Origin of the sequence: Pseudomonas sp. NY15374, assembly GCF_048068255.1 — a bacterium.
In the GTDB taxonomy this organism is placed as follows: domain Bacteria; phylum Pseudomonadota; class Gammaproteobacteria; order Pseudomonadales; family Pseudomonadaceae; genus Aquipseudomonas; species Aquipseudomonas machongensis.
The window spans coordinates 178,511-197,639 of the sequence record NZ_JBLUPZ010000001.1; the positions used below are offsets into that span (position 1 = coordinate 178,511).

16 protein-coding genes and 3 pseudogenes are annotated in these 19,129 nt (G+C 64.0%); 11 read left to right on the forward strand and 8 right to left on the reverse strand.

The window, feature by feature from the left end; translation table 11 throughout:
* The 9 genes from ACNFHO_RS01060 to ACNFHO_RS01100 all read left to right on the forward strand — a co-directional run bounded on the left by ACNFHO_RS01060 (position 1) and on the right by ACNFHO_RS01100 (position 9,582).
* A complete protein-coding gene (locus tag ACNFHO_RS01060; protein WP_019098971.1) occupies positions 1–684 on the forward strand; it encodes an ABC transporter permease in 684 nt (227 codons plus the stop codon).
* Between the two features lie 67 nt (positions 685–751).
* A complete protein-coding gene (locus ACNFHO_RS01065) occupies positions 752–1,543 on the forward strand; it encodes an amino acid ABC transporter ATP-binding protein (RefSeq protein ID WP_050547877.1) in 792 nt (263 codons plus the stop codon).
* A 33-nt stretch (positions 1,544–1,576) separates the two neighbouring features.
* Positions 1,577–2,323: a GntR family transcriptional regulator gene (locus ACNFHO_RS01070; RefSeq protein ID WP_019098969.1), complete on the forward strand. Its 747-nt coding sequence runs from the start codon at positions 1,577–1,579 to the stop codon at positions 2,321–2,323.
* A 62-nt stretch (positions 2,324–2,385) separates the two neighbouring features.
* Positions 2,386–3,465: a phosphotransferase gene (locus ACNFHO_RS01075; protein ID WP_019098968.1), complete on the forward strand. Its 1,080-nt coding sequence runs from the start codon at positions 2,386–2,388 to the stop codon at positions 3,463–3,465.
* 81 nt (positions 3,466–3,546) lie between these two features.
* Positions 3,547–4,896: an aspartate aminotransferase family protein gene (locus ACNFHO_RS01080; RefSeq protein WP_019098967.1), complete on the forward strand. Its 1,350-nt coding sequence runs from the start codon at positions 3,547–3,549 to the stop codon at positions 4,894–4,896.
* A gap of 136 nt (positions 4,897–5,032) precedes the next feature.
* Positions 5,033–5,983, forward strand: a complete 951-nt coding sequence (locus tag ACNFHO_RS01085) for a Gfo/Idh/MocA family protein (RefSeq protein ID WP_157223004.1) — start codon at positions 5,033–5,035, stop codon at positions 5,981–5,983.
* Positions 5,984–6,003: 20 nt separating this feature from the next.
* A complete protein-coding gene (locus ACNFHO_RS01090) occupies positions 6,004–6,933 on the forward strand; it encodes an amidohydrolase family protein (RefSeq protein ID WP_019098965.1) in 930 nt (309 codons plus the stop codon).
* 26 nt (positions 6,934–6,959) lie between these two features.
* On the forward strand, positions 6,960–8,693 hold the full coding sequence (gene araD / locus ACNFHO_RS01095) for an L-arabinonate dehydratase (RefSeq protein WP_313854570.1): 1,734 nt from the start codon (positions 6,960–6,962) through the stop codon (positions 8,691–8,693).
* A 112-nt stretch (positions 8,694–8,805) separates the two neighbouring features.
* The gene (locus ACNFHO_RS01100) at positions 8,806–9,582 is read left to right on the forward strand and encodes a lysine/arginine/ornithine ABC transporter substrate-binding protein (protein ID WP_416764843.1); all 777 of its coding nucleotides are present in this window, start codon (positions 8,806–8,808) and stop codon (positions 9,580–9,582) included.
* Between the two features lie 48 nt (positions 9,583–9,630).
* On the opposite strand, the gene ACNFHO_RS01105 is transcribed toward ACNFHO_RS01100, so the two are convergent.
* The gene (locus tag ACNFHO_RS01105; protein WP_019098962.1) at positions 9,631–10,383 is read right to left on the reverse strand and encodes a GntR family transcriptional regulator; all 753 of its coding nucleotides are present in this window, start codon (positions 10,381–10,383) and stop codon (positions 9,631–9,633) included.
* A 99-nt stretch (positions 10,384–10,482) separates the two neighbouring features.
* Positions 10,483–11,373: a D-hexose-6-phosphate mutarotase gene (locus tag ACNFHO_RS01110; RefSeq protein ID WP_416764845.1), complete on the reverse strand. Its 891-nt coding sequence runs from the start codon at positions 11,371–11,373 to the stop codon at positions 10,483–10,485.
* A gap of 1,216 nt (positions 11,374–12,589) precedes the next feature.
* Here ACNFHO_RS01110 and ACNFHO_RS01115 point away from each other — a divergent pair.
* Positions 12,590–12,688 (forward strand): annotated as a pseudogene (locus ACNFHO_RS01115) (HAMP domain-containing protein); the annotation flags it as partial.
* 147 nt (positions 12,689–12,835) lie between these two features.
* Positions 12,836–13,558, forward strand: a complete 723-nt coding sequence (locus tag ACNFHO_RS01120; protein WP_416765395.1) for a methyl-accepting chemotaxis protein — start codon at positions 12,836–12,838, stop codon at positions 13,556–13,558.
* A gap of 44 nt (positions 13,559–13,602) precedes the next feature.
* Here ACNFHO_RS01120 and ACNFHO_RS01125 read toward each other — a convergent pair.
* The 6 genes and pseudogenes from ACNFHO_RS01125 to ACNFHO_RS01150 form a co-directional block, all read right to left on the reverse strand.
* Positions 13,603–13,704, reverse strand: a pseudogene (locus tag ACNFHO_RS01125) (serine dehydratase beta chain); the annotation flags it as partial.
* Positions 13,705–13,949: 245 nt separating this feature from the next.
* Positions 13,950–14,705 (reverse strand): methyl-accepting chemotaxis protein, encoded by a 756-nt coding sequence (locus ACNFHO_RS01130; RefSeq protein WP_416765397.1) that lies wholly within the window; start codon positions 14,703–14,705, stop codon positions 13,950–13,952.
* Positions 14,706–14,807: 102 nt separating this feature from the next.
* Positions 14,808–16,091, reverse strand: a pseudogene (locus tag ACNFHO_RS01135) (HAMP domain-containing protein); the annotation flags it as partial.
* Positions 16,092–16,156: 65 nt separating this feature from the next.
* Positions 16,157–17,320 (reverse strand): mandelate racemase/muconate lactonizing enzyme family protein, encoded by a 1,164-nt coding sequence (locus tag ACNFHO_RS01140; protein ID WP_019098958.1) that lies wholly within the window; start codon positions 17,318–17,320, stop codon positions 16,157–16,159.
* 49 nt (positions 17,321–17,369) lie between these two features.
* Positions 17,370–18,626, reverse strand: a complete 1,257-nt coding sequence (locus tag ACNFHO_RS01145; RefSeq protein WP_416764847.1) for a hypothetical protein — start codon at positions 18,624–18,626, stop codon at positions 17,370–17,372.
* Complete coding sequence (locus ACNFHO_RS01150) at positions 18,610–19,104, reverse strand: flavin reductase family protein (RefSeq protein ID WP_019098956.1); 495 nt, start codon at positions 19,102–19,104, stop codon at positions 18,610–18,612. The genes ACNFHO_RS01145 and ACNFHO_RS01150 overlap by 17 nt, the downstream gene beginning before the upstream one ends.
* Between the last annotated feature and the right edge of the window lie 25 nt (positions 19,105–19,129).

Consider the following 19,129-nt stretch of genomic DNA (forward strand, 5'->3'; position numbering starts at 1 on the left):
ATGGAACTGGAACTGCTTTCGACCTACGGCCCGCGCATGCTCGCCGGCCTGGGCATGACCCTGAAGATCGTCCTGCTCTCGGTGGCCCTCGGCGCGCTGCTGTCGCTGCCGCTGGCGGCGGCGCGGATGAGCCGGATCGGCTGGTTGCGGCGCCTGGCGTTCTGCTACACCTACCTGTTCCGCGGCACGCCGCTGCTGGCCCAGACCTTCCTGGTCTACTACGGCGCCGGCCAGTTGCGCCCCGAACTGCAGGAGTTGGGTGTCTGGTGGTTCTTCCGCGATGCCTACTGGTGCACCGTGCTGACCTTCACCCTCAATACCGCAGCCTATCAGGCCGAGATCTGGCGAGGTGCGGTCCAGGCGGTGCCCCAGGGGCAGTGGGAAGTGGCGCATGCCCTGGGCCTGTCGCGACTGTCCGGGATCAAGGACGTGATCGTGCCCCAGGCCTTCGTCGTGGCCCTGCGTCCGCTGAGCAACGAGCTGATCCTGATGCTCAAGTCCTCGGCCATTGCCAGCGTCATTGCCGTGCCCGAGCTGATGGGCATGACCAGCCTGGCGTTCTCGCGCTCCTTCGATTTCCAGGTCTACCTGTGGGCGGCGGTGCTGTACCTGAGCCTGGTGGAGAGCATTCGCCGGCTGTGTGGCTGGATCAGCAACCGTATCACCCGACACATTACTCATTGAGGGCCGCGCGATGATGCGATCACTCCCCATCGACAACAACCTGAACAAGCAAGCGGAGGCGCGAAGCATGGGCGCAGAACAACAGGTCGGAACGGGCAGCGCGCCCGCAGCGCAGGCCGCGACCGGACAACCCGTGGTGGTGATGCGTGACCTGAAGAAGTGGTACGCCGATTTCGCCGTACTCAACGGCATCGATCTCGAGGTGCGCAAGGGCGAGCGCATCGTGGTCTGCGGGCCGTCCGGCAGCGGCAAATCGACCCTGATCCGCTGCATCAACGGCCTGGAGGAATACCAGGCCGGCAAGCTGATCGTGAACGGCACCGAGATCGGCACCAACGGCAGCGGCGTGGACACGGTGCGCAAGGAAACCGGCATGGTGTTTCAGGGCTTCCACCTGTTTCCCCATCTCACCGCCCTGGAGAACTGCATGCTGGCGCCCATGCGCGTGCTGAAAAAGAACAAGGCCCAGGCCCGTGAGCAGGCCCAGGCCTTGCTGGAACGGGTCGGCATGGCGGCCAAGGCCGGGCATTACCCAAGCCAGTTGTCCGGTGGCCAGCAGCAGCGGGTGGCGATTGCCCGGGCGCTGTGCATGAACCCGCAGATCATGCTGCTCGACGAGCCGACCTCGGCGCTCGACCCGGAAATGGTCAAGGAAGTGCTCGACGTGGTCCTGGGCCTGGCCGAAAGCGGCATCACCCTGTTGTGCGTGACCCACGAGATGGGTTTCGCCCGCCAGGCGGCGGACCGGGTGATCTTCATGGACCGCGGGCAGATCGTCGAACAGGCAGCGCCGGACGAGTTCTTCAAGGCGCCGAAGAGCGAGCGGGCACGGCAGTTCCTGAGCCAGATACTGCACTGATCGGGCGCAACGGCGTGCGGAGCGGGGCAGGGTATGCGAGGCATCTTTCATCAGGACATGATCGACCAGGGGCGGCCGAAAGCGGCCCAGGTCTATCAACTGCTGCGCTCGGCCATCGTCGGGTTGCAGTACACCCCGGGCGACGTGCTCGGCGAAAAGGACATCTGCGAGGCACTGGGTGTTTCGCGGACACCGGTTCGCGAAGCGATCCTGCGTCTGGTCGGCGAGCAGATGCTGGTGGTGCGGCCCAACGCCGGGACCTATGTCAGCGCGATCCGCTTGCGCGACGTGCTGGAAGGCCAACTGGTGCGCGAGACCCTGGAAACCCGCTGCGTACGATTGGCCGCGAGGTTCTTCAAGCCGCGTTACGAGGATGAGTTCGAAACCCTGTTCCTGCGCAAGCAAAAAGCCTACGAGCGCATGGAGTGCAACGAGTTCTACGCCTTGGACGAGGCCTTCCACCGGCTGATCTGCGAGTGCGCGGGGTATGCGCACCTGTGGCAGGTGATGCAGGGTGCCATGGGCCCGCTGGATCGGGTGCGGCGCCTGGCGTTTCCGGTGCAGGAACATTTCGACGAGGTGATCGACGAGCATCGGCAGATGTACCGGGCGATCCGGGCGCATGACGAGGAGGGCGCCGAACGCCTGATGACCTTGCATGTGAACAGCATCTTCGAGTCGCTCGAACACCTGGTGAAGGATCAGCGCGGGCTGTTTATCGAAGGCCTGGCCCAGGAGGGCGAGCAGTCTTTGCGGGAACTGGGCCATCGTGTCCGTTGAGGTGCTTGTTTTTTTTTCTGGCAACTAATATATTAGTATTTCGAAGGCGAGGATTTCCTCTTATGAGCAATGAACACAAGCCAGGCGACAGCCATGCCAGCCTGACCACCGAAGCGGGGGAGATCAGCTGCGAGCAGGCCAGGCAGATCGCCGCCACCTGGTTCGGGGTCGAGGCCGGGGCGGTCAAGCGCCTGATCAGCGAGCGCGACCACAACTTCCACCTGCAGGCTGCCGAGGGCGCCTTCGTGCTAAAGATCGCCCACCCGGCGGAAGACCGCCTGCTGGCCAATTTCCAGAGCGAGGCCTTGCTGCATGTCGAGCAGCGCGATCCCGGCCTGCACGTGCAGCGGGTCATCCGGGCGCTGGGCGGCCAGAGCGAACTGGCCCTGGAGTTCGACGGGCAGACCCGCATCGTGCGTATGGTCAGCTACCTGGAAGGCACCTTGCTACGCCACGCCCCGGTCTCGCCCGAGCAGCAGTTCAACCTCGGTGTCGAGCTGGCCCGCCTGGGCGTGGCCCTGCGCGATTTTGAGCACCCTTCGGCCGATCACATGCTGCTGTGGGACATCCAGCACGTCGAGCGCTTGCGTCCGATGTTCGATGTTTTCGAGCCGCTGCACCGGGCCTGGGTCGAGGAGGCCCTGGCGCGGTACGTGGAGCATGCCAAGCCGGTCCTTTCCGGCTTGCGCCGGCAGGTGGTGCACAACGACCTGAACTCCGACAACGCCCTGGTCGATCCGCAGGATCCCTCCCGCGTGGCGGCGATCCTCGATTTCGGCGACATGGTGCGCACCGCGCTGGTCATCGATGTGGTGGTGGCGGTGGCCTATGCCCTGGGCGATGGCGAGCAATTGCTGGACGCGCCGCGGGCGTTCGTCGATGGCTACCAGTCGGTCACGCCGCTGACCGATGACGAGTTGGAGATCTTCCACGACCTGCTCATGGTGCGCATGGCCCAGCGCCTGACCCTGACCGAGTGGCGTGCCAGCCGCTTCCCGGAAAACCGCGACTACATCCTGCGCAACACCCCGCGCACCTGGACCCAGTTCGAGCAACTGCGCGGCCTGTCCCGCGAGCAGGTCGAAAGCGCCCTGTTCGGCGAGCGCGGGCTCAGCGCCCGGGCCATCGAATGGCGCGCCTGAAGCCACCCGCCGACACCGTTTCGTGACACCCGGATACCAGGCCGCCAAGGCCCTACAACAATCGATTTTCTGGAGGTTGAGATGTCTGAGAACTATTCCGCCACTGCCGGCATGCAAAACGGCTTCGACCTGGCCCTGCTGCCCAACCTGAGCGCCCACGAGCAAGCCCTTGTCCAGCGCCGCCAGCGCCTGCTGGGCCCTTGCTACAAGCTGATGTACCAGCACCCGGTGGAGTTCGTGCGTGCCGAGGGTGCCTATATGTACGGCCCGAACGGCGAGCAGTACCTGGACTGCTACAACAACGTTCCGTCGGTGGGGCATTGCCACCCGCGTGTGGTCGAGGCCGTGTCACGCCAGTTGGCGACCCTCAACACCCATACCCGCTACATGGACGAGAAGATCCTCAACTACTCCGAGCAACTGGTGGAGACCTTCGGCGGTGGCATCGGCAGCGTGATGTACACCTGCACCGGCTCCGAGGCGGTCGACCTGGCTCTGCGCATCGCCAAGTTCCATACCGGTGGCACCGGTATCATCGTCACCGACTTCGCCTACCACGGCATCACCACCACGGTCGCCGCCATTTCCACCACCATGGGCAAGTACGTGCCGGTGGACCAGCACGTGCGTACCGTGCGCGCACCGGATGCCTACCATGCCGGCGAGGGCGTGGATGTGGGTGAGCGCCTGGCGGCGGATATCGAGGCGGCGATTGCCGACATGCAGCGCCACGGGATCCGCTTCGCCGGCTTCATCGCCGACAGCATTTTCTCCACCGACGGCCTGCTGCCGGGCACTGCCGGCATGCTGAAGAAGGCCATCGAGGTGGTGCACAAGCACGGCGGCCTGTACATCGCCGACGAGGTCCAGCCGGGCTTTGCCCGCACTGGCCTGAACTTCTGGGGCTACCAGCGCCATGGTATCCAGCCGGACATGGTGGTCATGGGCAAGCCCATGGGCAACGGCCTGCCGATCGCGGGTGTGGCGGTCAAGCCCGAACTGCTCGCCGACTTCGGGCCCAAGGTGCGCTACTTCAATACCTTCGGCGGCAACGCCGTGTGCATCTCGGCGGCCCAGGCGGTGCTCGACGTGATCCGCGACGAGGGCCTGCAGCAGAACTGCCATGACCTGGGCAACTACCTGCTCGACGGCTTCAAGACCATCGCCCGGGAATACCCGCAGATCGGCGATGTGCGCGGCGCCGGTCTCTATCACGCCGTGGAGTTCGTCACCGATCCCGAGAGCAAGGCCCCCGACGCTGCTATGACCAGCAAGGTGGTCAGCGGCCTGCGCGAGCGCAAGGTGCTGATCAGTACCACCGGCGTGGGCGAAAACTCGCTGAAGATCCGGCCATTGCTGTGCTTCAAACAGGCCCAGGCCGACCAGTTGCTCGAAACCTTCGCCGAGACCATGGCGGCGATCCGGGGCTGAGTGTACGGGGCCGCGTTGCAGCCCTTCGCCAAGCCGGTTCCCGGACGGTTCCACGCAAACCGTCGACTGTGGGTGTTGGCTCGCGAAGGGCCGCAACGCGGTCCCAACCCGCCACCTCGCACTCAAGGAGCACACATTGAATATCTGCATGATCGGCCACGGCATGATGGGCACCTGGCATTCGCAGAGCCTGCGCGATGCCGACTGCGTGCTGCACAGCCTGGTCGGCCGCGAGCCGGCTGCCACCGAAGCCTTTGCCCGTGAATACGGCTACCGCCACTGGTACGTGGATTACCGCGAAGCGCTGCGCTCGTCGGAAATCGACATCGTCATTGTCGCCGGCCCCAGCCAGAGCCACGCGGAAATGGCCCTGGCCGCCCTGGAGCAGGGCAAGCACGTGCTGGTGGAAATCCCCCTGGCGCTGAACCTGGAAGACTGCGAACGCATCGTCGACACCGCCGCGCGATGTGGCCTGACGGTGGGCGTGGTGCACCCGATGCGCTTTCGCCGCGAACACCGGCAGTTGCTGGAGCGCCTGCAATCCGGTGCGGAAACCCTGCTCCAGGTGCACTCGCGGCTGTTCCTCCACCGCCGGGAAAACATCGGCTCCACTGGGCTCAAGCGCTGCTGGACCGACAACCTGCTTTGGCATCACGGCGCGCACCTGGTGGATGTCGCGCTGTGGCTGGCCGGCAAGGGTGATCCGACTGCCGCGCAGGTGGCGACGCTGAACGCTTCGCTGCCGGCCGTCGACCCGGTCACCGGCATTCCCATGGAGCTGGCGCTGCTGATGCACACCGAACAACGCCAGGCCCTGGTCTGCACCGGGTCGTACAACTCGCCGGAACGGATCTTCGACATCTTCGTCGTCACCGATCGCGATTCCTATCGCCTGGACATCCTCGCCGGCACCCTCAGGCAGGGTACGCAACTGCTGGAGGTGGACAGCGAACAGGACAACAACGCCCAGGTCACCCAGGACTTCGTCGCGGCGTTGCGCGAAGGACGCGAGCCGCAGGTGCCGGCGCGTTCCGTACTGCCGGCGATGCGCCTGCTGCAGCAGGTAGAACAGGCGCAACTTCCCTAGCCATCAACAGGACAACCCTAATGGCCGAGCACTCTTCAGACGATACCCGCGTCAGCATTCTCCGGGTCGTGCACCAGCGCCCCGAGATCACCATTCCGCCCGGTGCCTGCGACTGCCATGTCCATGTGTTCGGCCCCACCGAGCGTTTTCCGTATTCGTCGTCGCGGCCCTACACCCCGGCGCCAGCGCTGGTCGAGGACCTGATGGCGCACCAGCGCATCCTCGGCCTGGAACGGGTGGTGGTGGTGCAGCCGAGCGTGTACGGCAGCGACAACCGCTGCACCCTGGACGCCATCGCTCGTCTCGGCGAGGGCGCCCGGGGCGTGGCGGTGATCGACCCGCAGACCTCCCTCGGCGACCTGGAAACCCTGGCCCGTTCCGGTATCCGCGGTATCCGCCTGAACCTGGCCGCGGCGGCGGCGGATGCCGCTGCCGCGCTGCGGGTGCTCAAGCATGCCAACGAGGTGGCGGTGCAGTTCGGCTGGCACATCCAGGTGTTCGCGCCCATCGAGGTGATCCAGGCCCTGCGTCGTGAGCTGCGGCAACTGGACGTGCCCCTGGTGCTCGACCACTTCGCCGGGGTGCATGCCAGCGCCGGGGTCAAGAGCGAGGGCTTCAAGGTGCTGGTCGGCCTGCTCGATGGCGGCCACTGCCATGTGAAGGTCTCGGCGCCTTACCTGGTTTCGGAGCAGCCGTCCCTGGACGAAGTCGCGCCGTTGCTGCGTGGCCTGGTGACGGTGGCACCGCAGCGTCTGCTGTGGGGCTCGAACTGGCCGCATCCGCTGGGTGGCGTCGGTGACATCACCCGCGGGCCGGTCTCGATGTTCCGTGAGATCGACGACGGCGCAGCCCTGCAGCGCCTGGCCCGCTGGCTGGAGGACGACACCCTGTTCGCCCGGATCCTGGTGGACAACCCGGCCGCGCTCTATGGATTCAACAACCCGACGTGATGCCCAACGCCTGACGGATGAACACCATGAACAAGAAGAAAGCCGAAGACCTGAGAAGCGCGCGCTGGTTCGCACCTGACAACCTGCGCGGCTTCGGCCACCGCTCCCGGATCATGCAGATGGGCTATGCCCCGGCCGACTGGGCGGGGAAACCCGTGATCGCGATTCTCAACACCTGGTCGGACATCAACCCGTGCCATGCCCACTTCAAGACCCGGGTCGATGACGTCAAGCGCGGCATTCTCCAGGCCGGCGGCTTCCCGGTGGAATTGCCGGCGCTGTCGCTGTCGGAGAACTTCGTCAAACCCACCACCATGCTCTACCGCAACATGCTGGCCATGGAAGCGGAGGAACTGCTGCGCTCCCACCCGGTGGATGGGGTGGTGCTGATGGGCGGTTGCGACAAGACCACGCCCGGCCTGCTGATGGGCGCCACCAGCGCCGGGCTGCCGGCGATCTACGTGCCTGCCGGGCCGATGTTGCGTGGCAACTGGAAAGGTAAGATTCTCGGCTCGGGTTCGGATGCCTGGAAATACTGGGACGAGCGCCGCGCCGGCATGATCAGCGACAAGGACTGGCAGGACATCGAGGGCGGCATTGCCCGCAGTCATGGCCACTGCATGACCATGGGCACCGCCTCGACCATGACCGCCATCGCCGAGGCCATCGGCATGACCTTGCCGGGGGCGTCATCGATTCCCGCCGCAGACGTCAACCATATCCGCATGTGTGCCGAAGCCGGGCGCCGCGCGGTGGAGATGGTCTGGGAGGACCTGGTGCCGGCCCGGGTGCAGACCCGCGGCGCCTACGACAACGCGATCGCCGTGGCCATGGCCATGGGGTGCTCGACCAATGCGGTGATCCACCTGGTTGCCATGGCGCGCAGGGCAGGGCATGACCTGACCCTCGACGACCTCGATGCGGTGAGCCGCTATGTGCCGGTGATCGCCAACGTGCGCCCCAGTGGCAGCCAGTACCTGATGGAGGACTTCTTCTACGCGGGCGGCCTGCCGGCGCTGATGCGGGTGATCGGCAAGTACCTGTCCCTCGACGAGATGACCGTCAATGGTCGTACCCTCGGGCAGAACATCGCCGAGGCCGAGGTGTACAACGACGATGTGATCCGGCCGCTGGACAACCCGATCTACGCGGAGGGCGCCCTGGCGGTGCTCAAGGGCAACCTGGCCAGCGCCGGTTGCGTGATCAAGCCGTGCGCCATGGAATCGCGTCTGCTCCGGCACACCGGGCCGGCCATCGTCTTCGACGACTACCCGGCGCTGAAGGCGGTGATCGACAGCGATGACTTCGAGGTCACTGCCGACCATGTGCTGATCCTGCGCAACGCCGGCCCGCAAGGCGGCCCGGGCATGCCGGAGTGGGGCATGCTGCCGATCCCCGGCAAGCTGGTGAAGCAGGGCGTGCGCGACATGCTGCGGATCTCCGATTCGCGCATGAGCGGGACCAGTTATGGGGCGTGCATCCTGCATGTTGCACCGGAAAGTTACGTAGGTGGCACCCTGGCCCTGGTGCGCAACGGCGACCTGATCCGCGTCGACGTGGACCAACGCAGCATCGAGCTGCTGGTCAGCGATGCCGAACTGGCGGCACGCCGCGAGGCCTTGCCACCACCGCCACCGCGCTTCGGTCGCGGCTATGGCTGGATGTTCGCGCAACACATCCTCCAGGCCGACAAGGGCTGCGACTTCGATTTCCTCGAGACCGGCTTCGGCGAAGCCAGCGGCGAGCCGGCGATCTTCTGATGTCCAACCACTGTCCAAGGGAGTAACCCCCGCACCTGACCAGCATTCGAACAATGGCCTGTATGTTGCAACAAGACTAATATATTAATGTACGGCAAATAAGGTGGTGTCTATGAAACTTGCTAAATGTGTTCTCTTCGTGGCCCTCGGCCTGGGCTCTGCCCTGATGGCGGGGATTGCTTCGGCCGATGAGCTCAAGGAAATCCGCATCGCCACGGAAGGGACCTATCCGCCCTTCAGCTACCTGGACAAGGGCAAGCTGACCGGCTTCGACGTGGATATCGCCAATGCACTGTGCGAACGGATGAAGATCAAGTGCGAGATCGTCGCCCAGGAATGGGACGGCATGATTCCCGGCCTGGTCGCCGGCAAGTACGACGCCATCGTCGCCTCGATGAACATCACCGAGGAGCGCAAGAAGAAGATCGATTTCAGCAATAAGTACTACGCCACCCCGGCGCGCTTCATCACCGTCAAGGATGGCGGCGTGAGCGCCATCACCCCGGCCGACCTGGTGGGCAAGAGCATTGGCGTGCAGGTCTCCACCACCCAGTCCAACTACCTTGAAGAGAACTACAAGGGCTCGGATATCAAGCAGTACAAGACGGTCGACGACGCGGCCATGGACCTGGCCAACGGTCGCATAGACACGGTGTTCTCCGATGCTGCGCTGCTCTACGTCTGGATGAAGACCAAGGATGGCGCCTGCTGCGCCTTCGTTGGTGGTGATGTGGTCAACGAGAAGTACTTCGGGGTCGGCAAGGGGGTCGGTGTGCGCCAGGGCGAAGTTGCATTGCGCGAGCAGTTCAACAAGGCCATCGCCGAACTGCGGGCCGACGGCACCTACGAGAAGATCAACCAGAAGTACTTCCCGTTCTCGATCTACTGAGTGCACCAGGAAACGCCAGCCGGATTGCTCCGCCTGGCGTTTTTCGGCTCAGGCGTAGAGACGCTTGAAGTCTTCCAGGGAGTCGCAGTTGGTGATGGTCGCCGAGTCTTCGGCGAAGAAATCCGGATGCTTCACCGAGAGGACTTTCAGGGTCTCGTAGATGCTGTCGATATGTACGCGCATGGCTTCAACTGCGGCTTCCTCGTCGCTGGCGCGGATCGCATCGGCAATGCGCTCGTGCTCCTCGATCACCTCGGCAAACTGGTTCTGCGCCGGGAAGGCCATGCGCCGTACCCGGTCCAGTTGCCCCTTGGCGCCGTTGAGCAGACGCCACAGGTTGGGGTAGCCGGAGCATTCGCAGATGATCCGGTGAAACTCCTCATCCAGGGCGTAGAACTCATCGACGCTGCGGTGCTCGGAGGCGAACTTCTGGCGCATCAGCAAGGTGGTGAAAGGGTCGATGCGGTCCTTCTCATAGAAGCGCGCAGCCAGGCGCACGGTGCGGTACTCGATGCTCTCGCGCACGATCTGGCCTTCGATCACGTCCTTGAGCTTGATCAGGCTGACGCTGGTGCTGGAGTTGGGCTTGATGGTGATCAGCTTCTGGTTGGCCAGTTGCAAGACCGCTTCACGCAGCGGCGTCCTGGAGATGTCCAGTTGCGCGCACAGCTCCTTTTCGCTGATCACGTCCCCCGGTTGCAGGCGCAGGGAAATGATCGCCGAGCGCAGCAACTCGTAGACCTGGGCTGTCTTGGGCAGGCGGTGGTCGAGCAGCTCGGGATGGAAAACGGGGGCATTCAATGAGAGGACTCCGCGGAGAGGCTGGAAAGATGTACTCGTATATTAGCGAAAGTGCAGGCATTCGTTGAGGGGTTAGTTTCCCTGGGCGGTGCCGATTGTTCAGGCGCGGGTCGTAGGTTCCCGGGAAATCCGCACGCCGAATCCGCCTTGTGTGCCAGCGGCAACCTCCAGCAGGTCCTCCTGGACCCGCGTGGTTTCGATGCACAGCATGCCGCGCCAGGCCTCGGGGTGGAACTGGTCCAGGCTGGCGGCGCGTTCCGGCCCCGGGTTCCAGAGGACGGCGGAGCGGCTATCACGGGGTTGGATCACGATGCGCCGTTGCCAGGCCGGGTCCTCGACGGTCAGGCGATCCGGCAGGCCCTGATAGACCCGTTCGGTCAGGCCGGCGATAGGCGGTTCATCAATCTGCCTGCACAGGGCGCGGTCCTTGAGATTGTCCTGGTAGCGGGTACCGGCGAAGCCCTGAAGGCTGACTTCGCGGACATCGCTGACCGCGTAGTAGCTGTGCAGCGCGGCGGCCATGGCGATGCTCCGGGGCCCCTTGTTGCTGATCTCCAGGTGCAGTTCGAGTGCCTGGGGTTCCAGGCTCAAGTGAAGGCGGGTGGTCAGACTGTGGTGATCGACCGGGGATCGCAGGGTGAGGCGCAGGGCCTGTGGCTCCAGTGAGGTGTGTTCGAGCCGCCAATCGACTTGCCGGACCAGGCCGTGGAAGGGTGGCTCGGCACATTGCCAGGCGTCGCGCACTGCCTGCGGGTTGGTTTCCACGGCAGTGAACCAGGGCCAGCACACCGGTACCCCGCCACGGATTGGCTGGCCCGGGATAAATCTGGCATGCGCGTTGTTCCAGATCACTGCGGGTTCGCCGTGAAAGCCGTATTCGAGCAACTGCGCGCCCTGAGCGCTGATCAACGCGAAGGCGTCGCCCAGCTCCAGGCGCCAGGCGGGGAGGCCATTGATCTCGACGGCATGAATGGCTGCGGTGGCTGGCATGGATAAGGCTCCGGGGCAGTTGTCAGGAAGGACTGAAATTGCTACTAATATATTAGTATAACGATAACAATGCAAAAGTCTGCGCAAGGCACGGAGCGAACCGATGAAAGTGTTGCAATGGGGTATTTCCGCGACGGAACGGCTGTCGTTCTCGCGCAAGTTCCAGGTGCTCATGCTGGTGTTCCTGATCCCTCTGGGATACGGCTTGTGGGCGTTGTGCAGCGGTTACCGCAGCGAATTGAGCGGCATCGAGGCGGAGCGCCGGGGAGTGGCCTTGCTGGCGACCCTGGGTGCCGGACACGCCGGGGCGGCCTCCGGGCGCAACCTGGCGGCGCGCTGGCGTGCCACGGATGTAGCCGCACGTGGTGACGGTGCATCGCTGAGCGACATGACGCTGTGGCTAGGCGATCAGGACGAGCGCCGCGAGCAACTGCAGGCGCTGCTGGACCAAGGGTCATTCGAGGCGTCCGGGAGATTGGAGCGGGCGCTGGCCAGCGAAGTCGAGTCGCTGTCCAGCGAGCACCAGCGGCTGGAGCGTGCCCGCCAGGATCCACAAGCGCTGGCCAGTTGGTGGGCCGATGCCCACAACGCCGCGACCCGTTCGCTGCAGGCCATGGGCAAGCTGATCGAACTCGCCGCCAGTGACCATGGCTTGCGGCGCGATCCCTGGGCGGACACCTCGGAACTGATCGATATCATCACCTTCCAGGTGCCGGGCCTCACCCGCCAGTTGAACGCAGTGGGCAGCACCGGACAGGGGGTGATCGGCTCCGGCGGTTTCAACCTGCTGACCCGCTCGCAACTTCGGGAAGCGCTCGCCGCGACCCAGGCGACGCTCGACACGCTGGCACAGAGCACGGCCAGTACCGCCATTGCACAGGCGCAGGGGGAGGACTGGCAGCACGCCACTCAGGCCGGGCTGGCGCAGATAACCGAGGTGGTCAGGCAACTGGAGCAGGCGTTCTTCCGCCGCGATATCGCCTCATTGCAGCCGATGGCCGTCAGCAGTCAGATCGCGCAGGCACTGACGCTGGCGAACAGCTTGCAGGCCAGCACGCAGCGTTACCTTGACCAACGCTTGAGCCTTTATCAGGCGCGAGCCTGGCAGAGTGGATTGCTGGCACTGTCGCTGTTCAGCGTGATGACGCTCCTGGCCTTGTACGGATTGCTGTGTGTGCAGGTCTCGATCCGGCGAACCACCGCAGGCATCACCCGGATGGCGCGTTCGCTCAGCGAGGGCGATCTGCGTTCCCGGGTGAGTGTGCTCGGCAAGGACGAACTGGCTACTATCGGGCATGGACTCAATGCCGCCCAGGAGCAGTTGCAGAGTGCGATCCACGGGATCATCCAGCAGACCCATGGCGTCACTGCCACGGTCTCGGTGCTGGATGAGCAGGCCGGCGCCTCGCTGCAGGCGGCGGACAATCAGCGTCAGCAGGTGGCGTTGATCGCCGCTGCGGCCGTGGAGCTGGCCAGCACCGCGCGCAGCGTGGCGCAGACGTGTAGCGAGGCGGTCGTTCACTCCGCCGAGGCGCGCAACCTGGCTAGTGCCGGCCAGTTGCGCAGCCAGCAGACCACCCAGGGCATGCAGCAACTGACCGGGCGCCTTGACGAAGCGGCGGTGGCCCTTAAGCAACTGCGCGAGCGGACCCAGCGGATTGACGTGGTGGTCGCGGTGATCAGGAACATTGCCGAGCAGACCAACCTGCTTGCGCTCAACGCCAGCATCGAGGCGGCCCGGGCGGGGGAGCACGGGCGGGGCTTTGCGGTGGTGGCCGACCAGGTCCGCGAGCTGTCGGCGCAGACCCAGGCCTCGACTGCCGAGATCGGCAGCACGGTGGCGGCGTTGCAGGAAGGCGTACGGGTGACGGCCAACTTCATGCAAAGCGCATGCGAGCAATCCAAGGGCGATGCTGGTGAGGTGATTCGTTTGGGCGAGCAATTGCAATTGATCGCCGGCGCGTCGCGACAAGTTGGGGATATGCTTGAACAGATCGCGGCAGCGGCGGATGAGCAGGCCGGCACGGCGCAAGCGGTCACTGCGAATATCATGCAAGTCGACGAGGCTTCAACGCTGATCCTAGAGAGCGCCCGTGAAGTATACGGCGTAGCATTGGGATTGAAATCCGGGTGTGCATCTTTGAAGGACAATACTCAGCGTTTCCGTCTTGATGTAGCGGGCTGAAATCGCGACTTCGACTCTGCGTGTCAGTAGCAGCGATGTTCGCCCAGTTGCCGGGCGAACATCGCTGCTACGCACATCGGACCCACGGTGTGCGAGCTTGAAGGGCCGATGCCGACCTTGAACAGGTCAAATACGCTTATTATCATGTCAAATCCTATGCAGGCGTCTTTTTAGGAGGGCGGTCCTGTTGCAGAACCGCGATGCCCACTGGTCATTCAATCCGCGCGCCAAGTGGGCCTCAGTGGACGTCATTTTTCGCGGAGCCTTGTAGAGCCAGGCTTTGACAGGGGCCAAAAGGTCCGGTGCATAGCGCTTGAGCGTCCCTTTCTCACCCATGCGATGATGCCGGCTCAGTCCTGAGAAGCGCATGACCGAGCCGTCGCTGTCACGATCACGTCCGGAAGCTGGACATCAGCCGCTGCTGTTCATTGGCCAGTTCATTGAGGCTGGTGCCAATGGCGGCGGCATGCTCCGACTGCGTCGCCAGCTCCTTGGTCACGTCCCTGATCGCGATGACCGTCTTGCTGACCTCCTCGGACACTGCACTCTGTTCCTCAGCGGCGCTGGCGATTTGCAGGTTCATGTCGTTGATGACGGCCACCGCGCCATTGATCTCTTCCAGCACTTTGCTCGCCCGCCGCACCTCTTCCACACTGCTAGTGGCCTGGGCGTGACTGCGTTGCATGGCTTTGACCACTACATGCGTACCGGCTTGCAATTGTTCGATCACGCCGCGGATCTCGCTGACTGAATCCTGGGTGCGTCGCGCCAGGTTGCGAACCTCGTCGGCCACCACGGCAAACCCGCGACCGGACTCTCCAGCTCTCGCAGCCTCGATCGCTGCGTTGAGGGCCAGCAGGTTGGTCTGCTCGGCGATCGAGCGAATGACCTCCAGTACGCCACCAATCTCGTCGCTGCTGGTCGCCAGCCCCGAGACATCCTGCTGCGCCTGGTCGATATGTCCGGCAAGTTGGACAATCACGTCGTTGGTATGGCTGATGGCGCGCAACCCCTCCTGCGCCGCTGCATCCACATCCGCCACGGCGTTGGCGGCCTGGGCGGCGCTTCGCGTCACTTCGTGGGAGGTAGCGGTCATTTCCTGAGAGGCCGTCGCGACCAGGTCGATCTCCCTGAACTGTTGTTGCATACCGGACAACCCCGTGGCCGCTACCGAGGCCGCCTGGTCAGCGGTAGCCCGGGTGTCATTCACCGAGCGGGTGACGGCGGCGATGACCGGTTGCAACTTGTCGAGGAAGCGGTTGAACGCACTGACCAGCCGTCCAATTTCATCGTTTTGGTGATGCCTCAGCCTGTGTGTGAGGTCACCGTCGCCGTCGGCGATATCACCGAGTGCAACCGCCACCCGCGTGATTGGCTGGCTGATCGCATGACCCAGCCAGGCGATCAACAGCAGGGCAGCCAGTGCTACGCCGCTGCCAACCAGCAACTGGATCTGCATGCTATGTGTGGAAACGCTGTCAAGCTGCGCTCCCAATTCCCGGGAAGGTGCAAGGAGATGGCTCATGGGGACGGAGACAAGCGACGTCCACCAAGTGCCATCGGGCGCCTGGAAGGGTGTGACGGCAAGCATGTTGTCGCCTAGCTGGAGGACCTTGGCCCCTCCAGGGCCCGGGGCAGCTTCCAGTAATGTGCCGAAATCCGCTTCCACCGTCGTCAGGGGCTTGCCCAGGTGTTCTCGGGAAAGACTGTCGGCGGCCACCTGGCCATCCGGGCTTGCCAGCAACACTCTGCCATGTCCGCCATACAGCTGGTCGGAAGCCGTCATGACGCGGCTTTGCAGGCTGGCCAGGCTGATATCGACGCTCATCACGCCTTCGGCCGGCCCGGTGATGCGCAGCGGTACGGCGATCGTGGCCATCAGGGTGCTGACACCTGAAGCGTCGGTATAGGTATAGGGGTTGGTGAGGCAGACGACCGAGCGCTGCATGGCGCAGGTGTACCAGTAGGTCGCTGTCGTTCCGTCGTCGATGATTTCTTTTTCAGGGATGGTGTAGCTGGGTATATGAGTCGAGCGGTAGACCGCGAAGCGGCCACGTTCGTTGCCTTCGGCGCCCTTGTTGATGAAGGCCTGATCCTGGTCGGCCGGTTGCAGCGCTACTCCCACGCCAAAGGGCAGCGGGTTTTCCTTCACCTGCATGGCCAGGGCTTTACCGATAGCGATGCGGGTCTCGCTTTCGCTCGCTTGCAAGGTTTTTTTGTTCTCGCGCTCCAGCATGAGCTGGCGACTCAAGGTCTGGCCGAACTCCGCTGCCTGGAGAAAGAACGCTTCGGTTTGCCTGGCCTGGGCGCGCCCGACCTCGCTCAGGTAGGTTTGCGCATCCTGCTGGAGCATGTCGGCGCTGGCTTGTTTGACCATGAGTACCGAGCGGTTGGAAAGATACAAGGCGCTGCCAATCAGGGCGGCAACGGTCGCGGTGATGCACAGGCCGGCCAACAGACAGATCCGTGCTCTGATCGAAAGACTGCTGAAAACTTCCATGAGCGTGTTCCATCGAGCCCGTCGGGCTCTCATCAATGTGACGACTGGCGAGCATGAAAAAGGCCGCAATCGCGGCCTTCTTCATCAATGGCGAGAAATCACTGAGCTTTGCATTCAGCCCAGAGGTAAGGCGCGATGGCCGCCTGATCCAGGGTGACGCCCAGCCCGGGCTCGGCGGTGATGCCAAGCTTGCCATCGGCGATTCGCTCTTCCGGAGCACCCTGCACAACCTGCACGTACTTCGGTGAATCGCTGAAGTACGGGTAGATCTCCATGGTCATGAAGTTTGGCAGCGTCACAGCCACCTGCATGGTCGCCGCAGTGCACAGCGAGCTTGCGCAGTTATGCGGGGCGACGCGCATGTTGTAGGCCTCGGCCATGGCCGCGATCTTCTTCGTTTCGCCCAGGCCACCGGTGTTGCCGACATCTGGCTGGACGATATCGACGATCTGCTTCTCGATCAGGCGGCGGAAGCCCTGGCGGGTGTACAGTCGCTCGCCGGCCGCCATCGAGGCCTGGGTGGCGTTGGCGATCTTTTCCATGGCGCCGACGTCGAAGGCATCGCACGGCTCCTCGATCCAGGTGATGCCCAGATCCTCGTAGCGCTTGCACAGGCGGATGGTTTCGGCAGTGGTCATGCCGCCGCTGAGGTCGATGTACACCTCGGCTGCGTCACCGGTGACTTCCACCAGTTGCTTGACCCGCTGATAGGCCAGCTCGGTGAAATCACGATCATGTGCCCGACGCTGCACATGCTGCAGGCGGCCTTTGTCGTCCTGTGTAGCCAGCGGATAGCACTTGAGTGCTTTGTAACCGTCCTTCATCGGCCGCTCGGCAGCCTGTGCCCAGGACGCGGCGTCGAAGCAGTGATAGTTCCAGCCGTTGGCGTAGACCGGTACTTCATCGAAGACCTTGCCGCCGAAGAATTCGTAGATCGGCAGGTTGGTTGCTTTGGCCTTGATGTCCCACAGGGCGGTCTCGATGGCACTGATCCCGGCAAAGACGATGGCGCCGCCGCCCTTGGCCCAGAAGGAATTGTCGTACATCTTCGAGTACAGCTCTTCGATGCGGAACGGGTCGGCACCGATGATGACGCGCTCGCACAGGTCCTTGATCATGCCGGCGGCGGCGGTGGCACCCAGACCGTAGGCGATGGCCGCTTCACCGATACCGGTGATGCCCTGGTCGGTGGTCAGTTCGACGATGATCGGTTTGACGTAGCCGCTTTCTACCAGGAAGACTTTTGCTGCGATGACTTTCATGTGAGCTCCAGTGTTGTTGTGCTCTGCAAGACCGGGCTTGCAAGGGGGGTTATTGGAGAAGCAGGTGATCCATGGCACTGAGCAAGGGCGGATGGTCGGCGCACAGCCGATCCACGCTGGCGATGGCCAGGGTTACGGTTTTCAGGTCGTGGCGTTGTTGCAATGTGCTGCCGATGGCGCTGGCCAGGTGGGCGCACGCCTGGGGACCCATGCCGCGTGCGCTGACCGGCAGGGTGCAGAGCAACAGGCTTGTGGTTTCGAGATCTGAGCGTCGTTCCAGGCTGATGCCCAGGCGGCCCAGCGCTACGTTGGCCTGGCGGCCGGTCAACCCGAGGGCAGCGGAGTCCAGCACCACGGCCTGGATGTCGGTTCCGCCGAATAGCACGTGCAGCTTCTGGTTGTTGAAGACCTCGGCCATGGCACGGGCGTTATCCAGTGCCAACTGTTGCTGGGCGATCTGCAGTGGCGATCTCGCCAGTTGCAGGCAGCGCAGCAACCCCAGTTGCACCCGTTGCGGCATGACGGTACCGAAACGCTGGTCGAAGACTGTCTGGAATCGCCGGAACAGCGCCTCGTCCCGGGTCATGAAGAAGCCGCCGCGCGGCCCTTGCAGGGATTTGTGAGTAGCGCCGGTCAGCACGTCTGCCCAGGCCAATGGACTGGGATGCAAGCCTGCGGCGACCAGGCCCGCGACCCTCGAAATGTCGATGACCAGGAGCGCGCCGACCCGATCGGCCAGTGCGCGCAACGCCCGGTAGTCGTGATGACGGGTGTAGCTTGAATATCCGGCGACAATGCAGCGTGGCGGGTCGGCCAGCACCTGATCGATCAGGGCTGGGTAGTCCACCAGGCCATTGGCAAGACGCACTGCGCGCTGGCGTACCAGGCGAGGCGTGGTGGCCGAAACGTAGAGCGCGTCCAGCGTGGCTTCCAGTTCGGCATCGGGCAGGCACAGCACCCGATCTCCCGGTTGCAGCAGCGTCCGGAATACCGCCTGGTTGGCCTGGGTCGCGCTGCAGGCTGCGAAGCTGGCGAACGGTGCTTCGAACAGGCGCCGGGCCAGGGCTCGCAGGTCGCGAGCCACTTCTTCAGGCCCCAGGCGGTAGACCCGCTGTCCAGGCATGCAGCGAACATCGCTGACCAGCCCGCGCTGGGCCAGGCTGTCGGACGGGCCGAGGTTGAGCCGACCGCGTTCGGCGCGCCAGCCGATCTTTACGGTCGACAGCAACTCCTGCATCAGCCCGGGCAGCGGGGTGGCCATCAAGGTCATGCTCAGTGCTCCCAGGCGCTCAACGATTGGCCACATACTCGACCGCCTGGTGCAGGCCGCGGCCTTTCCAGAGCAGGCACTCGTTGAGGTCCGCCTCGCACAGCGCGATCGACTCGATCAGGCCGACGAAGATGGTGTGGGAAAAGCCGTCGAAGCAGTTGCCGATGCGGCACACCAGGCCGACAGGGGCGTTGTTCAGCACCGGTGCCTTGCCGTTGTCCAGGACCCAGTCGTCGAGGTCGAAGCGCTCGGCACCCTTGGCACTGTTGAAGCGGCTGACCACGTGGGCATGGGCCGGAGCCAGCAGGCTGACGCCGAAATAGCCATTGTTGAGGATCAGGTCGTGGGCCGAAGCCGTCTTGTTCACGCACACGATCACCGAAGGCGGTTCGCACGACAGGCTGCACACGGCCGTGGCGATCAAGCCGGCCGGTTGTTCGTTGGCGAAGGTGGTGATGGCGGTGACGGCGCCGGCGAACCGGCCCATGGCTTCTTTGAATTGTTGTTCGATCATGGCGGTGTCCTCGATAAAAGCCGGC

Bases quoted from the DNA above. Each gene is read 5' to 3' on its own strand.
- ACNFHO_RS01140 (WP_019098958.1), bottom strand. From the start codon at position 17,320: ATGAAAGTCATCGCAGCAAAAGTCTTCCTGGTAGAAAGCGGCTACGTC.
- ACNFHO_RS01130 (WP_416765397.1), bottom strand. From the start codon at position 14,705: ATGCAACAACAGTTCAGGGAGATCGACCTGGTCGCGACGGCCTCTCAG.
- ACNFHO_RS01110 (WP_416764845.1), bottom strand. From the start codon at position 11,373: ATGCCAGCCACCGCAGCCATTCATGCCGTCGAGATCAATGGCCTCCCC.
- ACNFHO_RS01145 (WP_416764847.1), bottom strand. From the start codon at position 18,626: ATGTGGCCAATCGTTGAGCGCCTGGGAGCACTGAGCATGACCTTGATG.
- ACNFHO_RS01070 (WP_019098969.1), top strand. From the start codon at position 1,577: ATGCGAGGCATCTTTCATCAGGACATGATCGACCAGGGGCGGCCGAAA.
- ACNFHO_RS01060 (WP_019098971.1), top strand. From the start codon at position 1: ATGGAACTGGAACTGCTTTCGACCTACGGCCCGCGCATGCTCGCCGGC.
- ACNFHO_RS01150 (WP_019098956.1), bottom strand. From the start codon at position 19,104: ATGATCGAACAACAATTCAAAGAAGCCATGGGCCGGTTCGCCGGCGCC.
- araD (WP_313854570.1), top strand. From the start codon at position 6,960: ATGAACAAGAAGAAAGCCGAAGACCTGAGAAGCGCGCGCTGGTTCGCA.
- ACNFHO_RS01090 (WP_019098965.1), top strand. From the start codon at position 6,004: ATGGCCGAGCACTCTTCAGACGATACCCGCGTCAGCATTCTCCGGGTC.
- ACNFHO_RS01100 (WP_416764843.1), top strand. From the start codon at position 8,806: ATGAAACTTGCTAAATGTGTTCTCTTCGTGGCCCTCGGCCTGGGCTCT.
- ACNFHO_RS01080 (WP_019098967.1), top strand. From the start codon at position 3,547: ATGTCTGAGAACTATTCCGCCACTGCCGGCATGCAAAACGGCTTCGAC.
- ACNFHO_RS01065 (WP_050547877.1), top strand. From the start codon at position 752: ATGGGCGCAGAACAACAGGTCGGAACGGGCAGCGCGCCCGCAGCGCAG.
- ACNFHO_RS01075 (WP_019098968.1), top strand. From the start codon at position 2,386: ATGAGCAATGAACACAAGCCAGGCGACAGCCATGCCAGCCTGACCACC.